Source organism: Nocardioides pakistanensis, from assembly GCF_054781215.1.
Genome location: NZ_BAAGUV010000073.1, coordinates 67,113 through 79,141, shown reverse-complemented (window position 1 = coordinate 79,141; position 12,029 = coordinate 67,113). Strand labels below are relative to the sequence as shown.

The following is a 12,029-nucleotide window of genomic DNA, read 5'->3' as shown; positions in this document are numbered from 1 at the left end:
GCAGGTCAGCCGGCGGTGAACCTCCGCAGCCGCAGGCTGTTGGTCACCACGAAGACGGAGCTGAACGCCATCGCGGCTCCGGCGATCAGCGGGTTGAGGAACCCGAGCGCCGCCAGCGGGATCGCGGCCACGTTGTAGGCGAACGCCCAGAACAGGTTGCCCTTGATCGTGCGCAAGGTGGCCCGGGCCAGCCGGATCGCGTCCGGGGCCGCCTTCAGGTCACCGCGGACCAGGGTCAGGTCGCTGGCCTCGATCGCGACGTCGGTGCCGGTGCCCATCGCCAGACCCAGGTCGGCCTGGGCGAGCGCAGCCGCGTCGTTGACGCCGTCGCCGACCATGGCCACTACGGCACCCTCGGCCTGCAGCCGCTTGACCACGTCGACCTTGTCGGCGGGCAGCACCTCGGCGTACACGTCGGCGGGGTCGATCCCGACCTGGGCCGCGACCGCACGGGCGGCGCGCTCGTTGTCGCCGGTGAGCAACACCGGCCGCAGGTCGAGCGCGCGCAGCTGGGCGATCGCCTCGGCGGAGCTGTCCTTGATCGTGTCGGAGACGACGACCACGGCGCGCACCTGGCCGTCCCAACCCACCCAGACCGGGGTGCGGCCCTCGGCCTCGGCTGCGGACGCCTCGTCGAGCAGGCCCTGCGGCGCGTGCATCGCCCACTCCTGGCGCAGCCAGGACGCCCGGCCGACCACGACCGCGTGACCGTCCACGACACCGGAGACGCCCTGGCCGCCGTGGTTGGCGAACCCCTCCACGGCGGGGAGGTCGCCCACCCGGTCGGCCGCGTGGCCGGCCACCGCCTGGGCGATGGGGTGCTCGGAGGCGTGCTCGAGAGCGCCGGCCACGCGCAGCACCTCGTCGTGCTCCTCACCCTCGGCGGGGTGCACGGCGACCACGCTCATCCGGCCGGTCGTGACCGTGCCGGTCTTGTCGAGCACGATGGTGTCCACCGAGCGGGTCGACTCCAGGATCTGGGGACCCTTGATCAGGATGCCGAGCTGGGCGCCGCGCCCGGTGCCGACCATCAGCGCGGTGGGGGTGGCCAGGCCGAGCGCGCACGGGCAGGCGATGATCAGCACCGCGACGGCGGCGCTGAACGACGCCGTGGTCGGGTTGCCGGTGAGCAGCCACACCGCCAGGGTCAGGATCGCCAGCCCGATCACGATCGGCACGAAGATCCCGGAGACCCGGTCAGCCAGGCGCTGCACCTCGGCCTTGCCGGTCTGCGCCTCCTCGACGAGGCGGGCCATCTGGGCGAGCTGGGTGTCGGCCCCCACGCGGGTGGCGCGTACGACGATCCGCCCGCCGGCGTTCACCGTCGCGCCCACGACGTTGTCGCCGGGGCCGACCTCGACGGGCACGGACTCGCCGGTGAGCATGGACGCGTCCACGGCCGACGTACCGGACTCCACGACACCGTCGGTGGCGATCTTCTCGCCCGGACGGACCACGAAGGTGTCCCCGACCACGAGCTGACCGACGGGGATGCGCACCTCGACGCCGTCCCGCAGGACTGCGACGTCCTTCGCGCCCATGTCGAGCAGCGCGCGCAGCGCGGCGCCGGAGGACTTCTTGGCGCGCGCCTCCAGGTAGCGGCCGAGCACGATGAACGTGGTCACCGCCGCGGCGACCTCGAGGTAGATGTGCGCTCCGCCGTCGTCGGCCGCCGGCAGCAGCGTGAACTCCATCTTCATGCCGGGCATGCCGGCGTGGGTGAAGAACAGCGCCCACAGCGACCACAGGAACGCCGAGATCACGCCGACCGACACCAGCGTGTCCATCGTCGCAGCGCCGTGACGCGCGTTGGTCCACGCGGCGCGGTGGAACGGCAGGGCGCCCCAGACCACGACCGGTGAGGCCAGGGTCAGCGACAGCCACTGCCAGTTGTCGAACTGCAGCACCGGGATCATCGACATCGCCACGACGGGGACGGTGAGCACCGCCGAGACGACGAGGCGCTGCCACCAGCGGGCGGCCTCGTCGTCGCGGTCGGTCTTCTCCTCGGCCTCGCCGGTGGTCGCTGCCTCGCGCGGTGCCGGGAGCACGGCGCCGTAGCCGGTGGCCTCGACGGTGGCGATCAGGTCCGCGGGGTCGATGTCGCCTGAGACGGTCACCTTCGCCTTCTCGGTGGCGTAGTTGACGGTCGCGGTGACGCCCTCGAGCTTGTTGAGCTTCTTCTCGATCCGGTTGGCGCACGAGGAGCAGGTCATGCCGCTGATGTCGAGCTCGAGGTCCCTGACCTGGTTCTCGGTGTTGGTGGGCTGTGCGATCATGTCTCCTTCTCCTCTGCTGGTCCGGGCGGACCGGTGTTCTCGGGTCGTGCTCAGGCGAGCTTGTAGTCGCCTGCCTCGTCGAGTGCCTCGACGACCTTGGTCTCCTCGAGCGGTGCCTCGCTGGTCACGGTGACGGTCGACGTGCCACCGGCCACCAGGTCGACGTTGACGTCGTTGACGCCGTCGAGGGCCTTGAGCTCGGTGGTGACGGCGTGCGCGCAGTGGCCGCAGGTCATGCCGGTCACGGAGTAGGTCTGGGTCGTCATCGGATGACTCCTTCTCTGGGTGCGTTGTTTCTCTGGCTTCCCCGGACGGTCCGGGTCAGGAACGGACGAGGCGGGCGATGGCCGCCGACGCCTCGGTGATCTTCTCGTCGGCCTCGGTGCCCCCGACGCGGATCGCGTCGCTGACGCAGTGGCGCAGGTGCTCGTCGAGCAGCGACAGCGCGACCGTCTCGAGTGCCTTCGTGACCGCGGAGATCTGGGTGAGGATGTCGATGCAGTAGGTGTCCTCGTCGACCATCCGCTGGAGGCCGCGCACCTGACCCTCGATCCGCTTCAGGCGGTTGAGGTGTGCCGGCTTCTGGGCGATGTACCCGGGCGCTGCGTGATCCATGTCGTCCTCCTCGGCGAGTACCCCCTGGGGGTATCCGCAACATATACCCCCATGGGGTATCACGCAACCCTGAACGCCCAGCCGTCGAGCCGCGGCGTGCGGCCGCGCGCCGCGACGGCTCCGCTGGTCGAGCCCGTCGAGACCCTGGCGAGGCGCGGTCCGCCGGCCGCGCGCCGCGTCGTACCTGTCGCGGAGAAGGGCTAGTGCGTGAGTGAGCTGCTCGCTTCGGCCGCGAGGGCGACATTCTGCTCGCGAGCTACCCGCGGCGAGGGCCGGAGGGCGTCCCTCCGGCGCAGCGATCCTCACTTGCTACGTTCGGCACCAATCCGAGGGCCGGAATGGTGCATTTCGTTGCGACTGCGCCGCGCCCTAACAAGGCGCGCGGTGGGGACGACGATTCCCACGTTAACTTGGTGAACTGGAACTTGGCACGGCGTGCGGACCGTGCCAAGTGGTGGATTCCCACGTTAACTTGGGAAACCGCGGGGCCCGGGATCGGGCATATCAGTCGCGGAGCAGGCCCTGCATGTGGGCGATCTCGGCCTGCTGGGCGTCGATGATCTCCTGCGCCAGCTGCTCGGTCTCGGCGTTCTGGCCGTTCTCCACAACCTCTTCGGCCATCGTGACCGCGCCCTGGTGGTGCTCGATCATCAGCGAGAGGAACATCGTCTCGAACTGCTCCGGCGGGGCGACGCGGAGCGTCTCCAGCTCGTCGGTCCCGAGCATGCCGGGCATGTCGGCGTCCATGTCACCGCCGCCACCGTGGCCCTCGGCGTGCGCGTTGGCGTGGTCCCGGCTGGTCTCGGGGACCGGCTCGTCCCAGTCCTCGAGCAGGTCGGCCATCTGCTCGATCTCCGGGGCCTGCGCGGCACGGATCTGCTCGGCGAGCGCGGCCACCTCGGGATCGAGCTCGCGCCCCACGGTCATGTCGACCATCTCGAGCGCCTGCGCGTGGTGCTGGATCATGTCGGTGGCGAAGTCGACGTCGGCGTCGTTGAAGCCCTGCGGGTCCGCAGAGGACTCGCTCGAGCAGCCGGCGAGGAAGGTGAGCGCTGCGGCGGCCGCGACGAGGGCGCGCTGGAGACGCATGGGCGAGTGCTCCTTCGGGGTGCTGGGTGTACGTCCGGCTCCTGGGCGGACTTCACACGCGGACCGGGGCGGGGACTGGCCGGAGGGCTCGTGTCCGCCGGGATGAGTCTAGGCATGCGGGTGGAGGACGTCGAAGGCTGCCGCTGCGAAGCTCGCGGGGGCCCTCGACGTCACAATCGCTCAGGTGAACGGTTGTGACGGTGGTTCAGCGGCCGCAGGTGTCGCAACAGCTCAGATGAGCGGTTGTGACCGGGCGGGGGAGGTCGGCGGCTACGTGCGGGCGAAGTCGCCGATGTCCTCCTCGAACTCCCGCACCATGTCGTCGGTGAGCGTGGGACGCATCGCGGCGAGGGTGGTGAGGTAGTCCGACGTGCTCGCGTGGCAGCGGCTGCCGGTGTCGACGGTGCACTCGAAGGTCTTCTGGGCCACGGTGCGCGCAGCGTGCGCGATGTCGGCCGGGGTGAAGTTCGTGCTCGCCTCCACGAGCGCGGACTCGTCGACCTCGTCGCCGGTGCGGCCGAGGTGACGCTGCCACATCGCCGTCCGCGCGGTCTCGTCGGGCGGGCCGATCGGCAGCACGTAGTCGAACCGCCCGTGCCGCAGGAAGGCGCTGTCGAGGGCGCGCACCGAGTTGGTCGCGCAGACCAGCAGCCGGCCGTCGCGCTCGCGGAAGCCCACGAGCGCCTTGAGGAGCTCGTTGACCACGGCCACCGACGGTCCGCCGGACTCGCGGGCCGCGGCGATCTCCTCGACCTCGTCGATGAACACCACCACGTTGTCGAGCTCGGCGATCCGGGCGAACGCCATGCTGATCCCGGCGGCGAGCCCGCCGTCCTCGGCGGCCAGCCGCGAGGGGAACAGCTCCACGAACGGCCACGACAGCCGGCTCGCGACCGCCTTGGCGAAGGTGGTCTTCCCGGTGCCGGGCGGGCCGAAGAGTACGACGGCTCGGGGCGGCTCGACGCCGTGCTCGTGCGCCTGCACCGGCCGGGCCAGCGGGAGCACGAGCCGGCGCTCGATGAGCTCCTTCTCCCGGGCCATCCCGGCGACCTGCTCCCAGAGCCCGGCCTCCGGGACGCTGCCGCCGAGCGTGGTCAGCAGGGTCGCGGCGTGCGGGGTGACCATCTCGGTCTTCTCGAAGTAGCTCAGGCCGCCGCGACTGGTGAACCCGCTGTTGAGGAACGCCTGGCTGCCGGTCTCGGCGTCGGGCAGGATCGCGCTCAGCCGGCGTACGCCGGAGGTCACCAGGCGGTGCTCCAGGGCGCCGAGCAGCGCACTGCCCAGGCCCATCCGACGGAAGCCGGGGTCGAGGGCGAGACGGAGGAGCCACGCCCGCTCGCCCTCGACCCGGCTCACCGCGGAGCCGACGATCCGGCCCCGGGCGACCGCGACCACCGCCGGCTGACGTGCGGTGAGCGCGGCCACCACGTCGGGGAGCCCGAAGATGGGTGGCTGGCGGGTCGTCGTGGAAAGGTCGTCGAGGCGCACGAGCTCCTCGAGGTCCTCCAGGACGAAGTCCCGCACCTGCCACCCGTGCATGCCGGCTCTCAGACCACCGAGAGCGGCAGCGACCTGCCGACCAGGCTGCGGCGTACGACGGGCAGGGCAGCTGCGATGCGGCGCAGCTCCTGGGCCGAGTGCGACCCCGGAGCGGCCACCATCGCCGGCACCCCGGCATCACCGCCCTCTCGCAGCTCCACGTCGAGCGGCACCTGTCCGAGCAGAGGCGCGTCGATCGCCGCCGCGAGCCGCGAGCCCCCGCCGGAGCCGAACAGCGCCGTGCTCTCGTGGCACGACCCGCACACCAGCGCGGACATGTTCTCGATGACGCCGGCCACCGGCATCCGCGCGTTGCGGGCCATCCGGCCCACCCGCTCGGCGACGGTCTGGGCCGCCGGCTGCGGCGTGGTCACCGCGATCAGGGCGGCGTCGGGCACCAGCTCGAGCAGCGACATCGTGATGTCGCCGGTGCCCGGCGGCAGGTCGATCAGCAGCACGTCGAGCTCGCCCCAGTGCACGTCGCCGAGGAACTGCTCGAGCGCCTTGTGCAGCATCGGCCCGCGCCAGACGACCGGCTCCTCGTCGGAGACGAAGAAGCCGACCGACATCAGCGAGACCCCGTGCGCGTCCACAGGGAGCATCAGCCCCTTGATCGCGATCGGTGCCCGCCGTACCCCGAACAGGTGCGGGATCGAGTAGCCCCACACGTCAGCGTCGAGGATGCCGACCCGCTTGCCCTGCTGGGCGAGCGCGACGGCGAGGTTGGCGGTGACCGTCGACTTGCCCACGCCGCCCTTGCCGCTGGCGACGGCGTAGACCCTCGTGGTCGAGTCGGGGCCGAAGGGGTGCCCGGAGCCTTCGGGGGTGTCCCCGCGCAGCCGCTGGGCCAGCCGCATCCGCTCGTTCTCGCTCATCGCGGCGAAGCCGACCTCGACGCGTTCGACACCGGCGACGGCCGAGACCGCCGCGGTGACGTCCTTGCCGAGCGTGTCCTTCAGCGGGCAGGCCGGCGTGGTCAGCCGGACCGACACCTTGACGGTGCCGGATCGGTCGACCTCGACGTCACCGACCATCCCGGCCTCGGGCAGAGGCAGGTGCAGCTCGGGGTCCTCGACCGTGCCGAGCGCGGCGTGCACCGCGGCGAGGTCGACCTCCACCGCGGGCCGACGACGGGAGAGCAGGCTCATGCGTCGCCACCCCCGACCGAGGTGGTCGCCAGGTAGGCCGACCGCTTCGGCGTCACGTGGCGCATCATGAACTCCGGCCGGCGCAGGCCACCGGGGCCGGGGCCGGGTCGGGTCATCGCCAACCAGCGCTGGTAGACCTCGCGGGACTTGTTCACGTCGACCTCGACGTCGCCGTAACGGTCGCCTTCGCGGGCCCTTTCGATGCGCACCTTCTGGTGCCAGCAGTGCATGCCCGACACCGGGTCCGGCTGGACCGGGAAGGCGAGGTTCTGGTGCACGCCCGGGTCGTCCCAGTAGATCCGCTCCGAGTCCGGGTCCTCGCTCTTGAAGGGCTTGACGCCCTCGGTGTAGCGGAGCTTCCAGATCCCGTCGTCGCTGCGGTCGAGCTTGACCTTGCCCATCACCCAGCGACTGCCGGGGTGGCCCTCCTGCATCCAGCGGCCCATGTGGTGCGACAGGCCGGTGACACCGGGCCGGATCGCCTCGGTGGCCCACACCCGGGCGACGAAGTGGCCGATCTCGGTGGTGAGACGGACCAGGTCGCCGGTCTTCAGGCCCAGCGCGGTGGCGTCGTCCTTGTTCATCCACAGCGGGTGGGTGTTCGCGATCTCGTTGAGGAACTTCGCGTTGCCCGACCGGGTGTGGATCAGCGTGGGCAGCCGGAAGTTCGGCATCAGCACGAACTCCTGGTCGGCCCGGTTGACCCGCTTGGCCGACACGTGCGACTCGATGTAGCCCGGCGTAGCCTGCTCCGGCCAGCCCCAGTCGGCCAGCGTGGTGGAGAACAGCTCGAGCTTGCGCGAGGGCGAGAGCCAGCCGGCGGTCTTCGAGCCGTCCTCGTGGACCACGCCGACCGCGCCCGCCTCACCGACCAGCGGAGGCTGGCTGTCCAGGGTGACCGGCTTGCGCAGCACGCCGTTCTCGTCCGGGGTCGCGCCCTCGAGCTCGGCCTCGGTCAGCGGCCGCTCGTCGAGCCGGTAGACGCCCTTGGCGACCTCGAAGACGCCGTACTTGCGCATGTACTGCAACGGGGTCATCCCCTGCTCGGCTGCCGCCTCGGGCAGCCCCGGCACGCTCTTGGCGAACAGCGTGTCGTAGTACTCGTCCTGGGTCATCTTCTCGCCCGGACGCTCCTTGGACTCGAAGTACTGCCTGATCCCGAGCGAGCCGTCCGGGTCGATCTTCCAGGAGAGGTCGAACCAGAACTCGTTCTCCTCCCAGACCTCGCCGGGGTTGGCGTCGCGGGTGTCCTGGTAGGGCATGCCGCGCTTCTCCATCGCCACCCGGGTGACCGGCTGGCGGAAGGCGATCCACTTCGAGGCGTGGGTCTCGAACGACATCGTGTCGTGCCGCTCGGAGGCGTGCCCCATCGGCAGGACGTAGTCGGCGAAGGTCGCCGACTCGCTCCAGGTCGGGGTGAGTGCGACGTGCAGACCGATCTTCGCCTCGTCCTTGAGTACGTCGATCCAGGTGAACCCGTCGGGGTTGACCCACAGCGGGTTGTAGACCCGGCTGAAGTACACCTCGAGCCTCCCGCGGCCGTCCTTGAGCAGGTGCGGCAGCAGGATCGACATCTCGTTGGTGGTCAACGGGTACTCCGCCGGCCACAGCTTCTCGCTCCAGACGTCGTTGGCCGGCGGCATGTCGGGGAAGTGCGCGATGAACTTGTCCCAGCCGTTGGGGTGGGTGCCGCCGACGGTGCCGACGCTCCCGGTGAGCACGTTGAGGAAGAACAGGCTCCGGGTGATCTGCCAGCCACCGAGGTTGCCGGCGGCCGCCGAGCGCCAGGTGTGCGTGGCCAGCCGGGTGCCGGCCTGCGCGACGAGCCGGGCGAGCTCCTCGATCTGCGCGACCGGGACGTGCGCCTCGGCCGCGGCGAACTCGAAGGTGTACTTCGCGTAGTCCTCGGTGAGCCGGTCCAGGAACACCTCGAACCTGTCGGTGGTCGAGACCGTCGAGCCGTCTCCGTTGGTCGAGCTCGTCGAGACCACGTCCGGGTGGAGGCGCTCCAGGTAGACGTCCCAGTTCACCCAGCGGCGGATGTACTCCTTGTCGATCTGGCGGGTGCGCAGCAGGTAGGACGCCACGGCGAGGAAGATCGCCGCCTCGCTGCCCGGCCACGGCGCGATCCACAGGTCCGCGTGCGAGGCGGTGTTGGACAGCCGCAGGTCGATCGAGACCAGCTTGGCGCCGTTGGCCTTGGCCTCCATGATCCGCTGGGCGTGCGGGTTGAAGTAGTGCCCGGTCTCCAGGTGGCTGGAGAGCAGCACGATGGTCTTGGCGTTGGCGTAGTCGGGCGAGGGCCGGTCGTAGCCCATCCAGTGGGTGTAGCCGGTGCGGCCGCCCGAGGAGCACACGTTGGTGTGGCTGTTGTGCCCGTCGACGCCCCACGCCTGCAGGACCCGCTCGACGAAGCCGTCCTCGCCGGGCCGGCCGACGTGGTACATCACCTCGTCCTTGCGGTCCTCGACGATCGCCGACCGGATCCGTCGGCCGATGTCGTCGAGCGCCTCCTCCCACGAGACCCGCTCGAACTGGCCCGAGCCGCGTTCGCCGACCCGCCGGAGCGGGTAGAGGATGCGCTCGGGGTCGTGCACCTGGTTGATCGTGGCGGGGCCCTTGGCGCAGTTGCGACCGCGTGAGCCCGGGTGGGCGGGGTTGCCCTCGAACTTCTTGATCGACAGGTCGTCCTGGTCGACGTACGCCAGCAGGCCGCACGAGGACTCGCAGTTGAAGCAGATCGTCGGGATCAGGGAGTAGGTCTTGGCGACCTTGCGCGGGTGCGACCGGGAGTCGTACTCCACGTGGGAGTCCCAGTTCTCCGGCGGCGGGTAGTTGTGCAGCCGCTCGTGGCTGCGCGCACCCGGCATGGGCACCTGGGTCTTCTCGCGCTCCAGCTCAGCCGTCATGGGGTTTCCTTCCAAGAATCACGTGTAGAGGCGGTCATGACAGCGGCATGTCCTGTCCGGCCCGGACGAAGACGCTCTCGTAGGCCAGCAGGGCGGGCTGGACGACCAGGCCGGCCAGCGCGACCAGGACCGTCGAGGTGGTGTCGGCGCCCATCGCCCAGGCCACTGCACCGGCGATCGCGGCGAGGACGGTGGGTACGACGCTGCCCATCCAGAACGTCTTCGCGTAGCGGCCGCTGGTGATGACGTGCGCGGCGGTGGCCGCCTGCCGGCTGGCGTGCTTGCCGGCGTACTCGACCAACAGGATCACCAGGTGCGCGACCGTGGCCACGACGAAGGCGCCGATCACCAGCGTCCACGCCTCGTCGGAGAGGTCGAGGAACAGCCCGGCGACGGCCAGCGCGCCTGATCCGACCATGACCGCCTGCGCCTGCAGGTGCCAGAACAGCACCGGCGACTGCCACAGGTCGCGACCCTCGGCCTGGCCGAACAGGAACGCGGTGTAGCCCGCCATCAGCACCGAGGCCGGGATCGACAGCCAGGCCAGCGTCGTCATCGCCCAGCCGATCTCCAGCGCGGCCGCCAGGATCCACAGCATCGAGCCGCCCGTGAACAGCGTCAGGACGTAGCCGCCGAGGACCAGCCAGGACGAGAAGTTGCTCTTCAGGAACAGGTAGAGGAACCGCTCCGGACGCTTCAGGTCGAGCACCAGCAGGGCGCCGGTGGTCGCCGCGCCGAAGATCGCCAGCGCCGGTGCGACGTAGTCGCCGAGCACCCCGAAGTCGATCCCGAGCAGGATCGCGAGGCCGGCGACCGCCAGCGCGCCCGCGCCGATGCCCTTGGTCCACAGGTAGGTGACCACCTTCCAGCCCCACGGACGGGGGTGGGCGGTGTTCAGCGTGGTCCGCGAGCCCTTGCGCGGGTTGCCGGGCAGGTCGCCTGCGGTCTCGAGCCGGTGCGCGTCGGGCTTGGCCCAGATGTAGGTGTCGTCGACCGGTGCGGCCAGCGGGTCGAGCACGGCCTGGTCGGCGCCGAGGTAGAACACGTTGGGTCCGGTGTTCTGCTCCGGCGTGCGCACCGCGGTCTGGTGCGTCGAGACCAGCTTGGAGATCCCGCTCGTCGGGTCGTCGAGGTCACCGACCCAGATGGAGTGGGTGGGGCAGACCACGACACAAGCCGGCTCGAGGTCGTTGTCCACCCGGTGCGCGCACAGGTTGCACTTGGCCGCGGTGTTGGTCTGCGCGTCGATGTAGATCGCGTCGTAGGGGCAGGCCTGCATGCAGCTCTTGCAGCCGATGCAGCGCTCGTTGTCGAAGTCGACGATGCCGTCGTCGCGCTTGAACAGTGCCTGGGTCGGGCAGATCTTCACGCAGGGCGCGTCGGTGCAGTGGTTGCACCGCATGACCCCGAAGGACCGTGTGGTGTCGGGGAACTCACCGCTGTCGACGTACTTCACCCAGGTGCGGAACTGCCCGACCGGGACGTCGTTCTCGGTCTTGCAGGCGACCGTGCACGCATGGCATCCGATGCAGGTGCGTTGGTCGATGGCGAATCCGAGCTGCACCTAGCTCACTTCTTCCGGATCACGTAGCGGAAGACGCCGTCCTCGCTGCTGGAGTCCAGCAGCTCGTTGCCGGTGTCCTTCGCCCAGGACGGGATGTCGCTCTTGGACCCGCTGTCGGTGGCCTCGACGAGCATCACCTGTCCGGGCTCGATCTTCTTGATGCCCCGCGAGGTCAGCAGCACGGGCATCGGGCACTTCTGGCCCTTGGCGTCGATGGTGAGGTCGACCGTGTAGTCCATGGTGTTTCGGCTCCTTGGTTGGTGCTGAGAGGTGTACGGCGGTCACGTCCGCCGGTGTGGCCCCGGTGGTCTCGAGACGGGCTCGTTCCTCGCCCTCCTCGACCGCCGGGTCAGATGAAGAGGTTGATCTGGGACCGGCTCATCTCCGACAGGGCGGTCGCGGCGCCGACGGGCTCGCCGACCCCCTCGATCAGCTGGTCGCGGCGCAGGCCGAGCAGCTCCATGGTCATCTCGCACGGCCACAGGTTCACGCCGAGCTCGGTGCACATCTCGATGAGCTCCTTGGGGCTGGCGACCTTGTTGTCCTGCGCGAGCTTCTTCATCATCCAGGCGCCGGCGCCGGCCATGTTCAGCTTGGACAGCTTCATGCGGCTCATGCCGGGTGGGTTCATCCCGGCCAGCGCCTTGGTCATGGCGTTGGTGCCGGTGATCCGGACGTCGTCGCGGACCAGGGGGAACAGCCCCCAGAAGGTGAAGAAGATCGTGGTCTGCATGCCGTAGGCAGCCCCGGTCGAACCGAGGATCAGCGTCGGCCACATCTTGTCCAGGTCGCCGCTCCAGGCGACGATCGTCATGCTCTCCGGTACGTCCTCGGTCGAGTCGTCCGACATGGGTGGCTCCCTTTCGTCGAAGCAGAGAAGAAACGG

The 12,029-nt window shown here is 70.1% G+C and carries 11 protein-coding genes; 1 reads left to right on the top strand and 10 read right to left on the bottom strand.

From position 1 onward, the window contains the following. Positions 1–5 precede the first annotated feature (5 nt). From ACYVIH_RS21275 to ACYVIH_RS21265, 3 genes are read right to left on the bottom strand one after another with little or no spacing between them, the layout of a single operon-like run. The gene (locus ACYVIH_RS21275; protein WP_460871548.1) at positions 6–2,279 is read right to left on the bottom strand and encodes a heavy metal translocating P-type ATPase; all 2,274 of its coding nucleotides are present in this window, start codon (positions 2,277–2,279) and stop codon (positions 6–8) included. Positions 2,280–2,329: 50 nt separating this feature from the next. Then, positions 2,330–2,545 carry a heavy-metal-associated domain-containing protein gene (locus tag ACYVIH_RS21270; RefSeq protein ID WP_460871547.1) on the bottom strand — a complete coding sequence of 72 codons (216 nt, stop codon included), beginning with the start codon at positions 2,543–2,545 and terminating at the stop codon, positions 2,330–2,332. 55 nt (positions 2,546–2,600) lie between these two features. Then, entirely contained in the window at positions 2,601–2,894 is a 294-nt protein-coding gene (locus ACYVIH_RS21265; RefSeq protein WP_460871546.1) for a metal-sensitive transcriptional regulator, read from the bottom strand. 51 nt (positions 2,895–2,945) lie between these two features. On the opposite strand from ACYVIH_RS21265, the gene ACYVIH_RS21260 reads away from it, so the two are divergent. Continuing rightward, positions 2,946–3,098, top strand: coding sequence for a hypothetical protein (locus ACYVIH_RS21260; RefSeq protein ID WP_460871545.1), 153 nt, complete (start codon positions 2,946–2,948; stop codon positions 3,096–3,098). Positions 3,099–3,398: 300 nt separating this feature from the next. On the opposite strand, the gene ACYVIH_RS21255 is transcribed toward ACYVIH_RS21260, so the two are convergent. The 7 genes from ACYVIH_RS21255 to ACYVIH_RS21225 all read right to left on the bottom strand — a co-directional run bounded on the left by ACYVIH_RS21255 (position 3,399) and on the right by ACYVIH_RS21225 (position 11,993). Then, the gene (locus ACYVIH_RS21255; RefSeq protein ID WP_460871544.1) at positions 3,399–3,983 is read right to left on the bottom strand and encodes a DUF305 domain-containing protein; all 585 of its coding nucleotides are present in this window, start codon (positions 3,981–3,983) and stop codon (positions 3,399–3,401) included. A gap of 270 nt (positions 3,984–4,253) precedes the next feature. Then, a complete protein-coding gene (locus ACYVIH_RS21250; protein WP_460871543.1) occupies positions 4,254–5,522 on the bottom strand; it encodes an ATP-binding protein in 1,269 nt (422 codons plus the stop codon). An 8-nt stretch (positions 5,523–5,530) separates the two neighbouring features. Then, on the bottom strand, positions 5,531–6,670 hold the full coding sequence (locus ACYVIH_RS21245; RefSeq protein ID WP_460871542.1) for an Mrp/NBP35 family ATP-binding protein: 1,140 nt from the start codon (positions 6,668–6,670) through the stop codon (positions 5,531–5,533). Then, entirely contained in the window at positions 6,667–9,579 is a 2,913-nt protein-coding gene (locus ACYVIH_RS21240; protein ID WP_460871541.1) for a molybdopterin-dependent oxidoreductase, read from the bottom strand. Before ACYVIH_RS21240 ends, ACYVIH_RS21245 begins: the two co-directional genes overlap by 4 nt. A 34-nt stretch (positions 9,580–9,613) precedes the next feature. Next, positions 9,614–11,143 carry a 4Fe-4S dicluster domain-containing protein gene (locus ACYVIH_RS21235; RefSeq protein WP_460871540.1) on the bottom strand — a complete coding sequence of 510 codons (1,530 nt, stop codon included), beginning with the start codon at positions 11,141–11,143 and terminating at the stop codon, positions 9,614–9,616. Positions 11,144–11,148: 5 nt separating this feature from the next. After that, a complete protein-coding gene (locus ACYVIH_RS21230; protein ID WP_460871539.1) occupies positions 11,149–11,382 on the bottom strand; it encodes a sulfurtransferase TusA family protein in 234 nt (77 codons plus the stop codon). Positions 11,383–11,492: 110 nt separating this feature from the next. Next, the gene (locus ACYVIH_RS21225; RefSeq protein WP_460871538.1) at positions 11,493–11,993 is read right to left on the bottom strand and encodes a DsrE/DsrF/DrsH-like family protein; all 501 of its coding nucleotides are present in this window, start codon (positions 11,991–11,993) and stop codon (positions 11,493–11,495) included. Between the last annotated feature and the right edge of the window lie 36 nt (positions 11,994–12,029).

Excerpts from the sequence above, each read along its gene's own strand:
- ACYVIH_RS21225 (WP_460871538.1), bottom strand. The coding sequence starts at position 11,993 with ATGTCGGACGACTCGACCGAGGACGTACCGGAGAGCATGACGATCGTC.
- ACYVIH_RS21240 (WP_460871541.1), bottom strand. The coding sequence starts at position 9,579 with ATGACGGCTGAGCTGGAGCGCGAGAAGACCCAGGTGCCCATGCCGGGT.
- ACYVIH_RS21265 (WP_460871546.1), bottom strand. The coding sequence starts at position 2,894 with ATGGATCACGCAGCGCCCGGGTACATCGCCCAGAAGCCGGCACACCTC.
- ACYVIH_RS21275 (WP_460871548.1), bottom strand. The coding sequence starts at position 2,279 with ATGATCGCACAGCCCACCAACACCGAGAACCAGGTCAGGGACCTCGAG.
- ACYVIH_RS21245 (WP_460871542.1), bottom strand. The coding sequence starts at position 6,670 with ATGAGCCTGCTCTCCCGTCGTCGGCCCGCGGTGGAGGTCGACCTCGCC.
- ACYVIH_RS21230 (WP_460871539.1), bottom strand. The coding sequence starts at position 11,382 with ATGGACTACACGGTCGACCTCACCATCGACGCCAAGGGCCAGAAGTGC.
- ACYVIH_RS21255 (WP_460871544.1), bottom strand. The coding sequence starts at position 3,983 with ATGCGTCTCCAGCGCGCCCTCGTCGCGGCCGCCGCAGCGCTCACCTTC.
- ACYVIH_RS21270 (WP_460871547.1), bottom strand. The coding sequence starts at position 2,545 with ATGACGACCCAGACCTACTCCGTGACCGGCATGACCTGCGGCCACTGC.
- ACYVIH_RS21250 (WP_460871543.1), bottom strand. The coding sequence starts at position 5,522 with ATGCACGGGTGGCAGGTGCGGGACTTCGTCCTGGAGGACCTCGAGGAG.
- ACYVIH_RS21260 (WP_460871545.1), top strand. The coding sequence starts at position 2,946 with ATGGGGTATCACGCAACCCTGAACGCCCAGCCGTCGAGCCGCGGCGTG.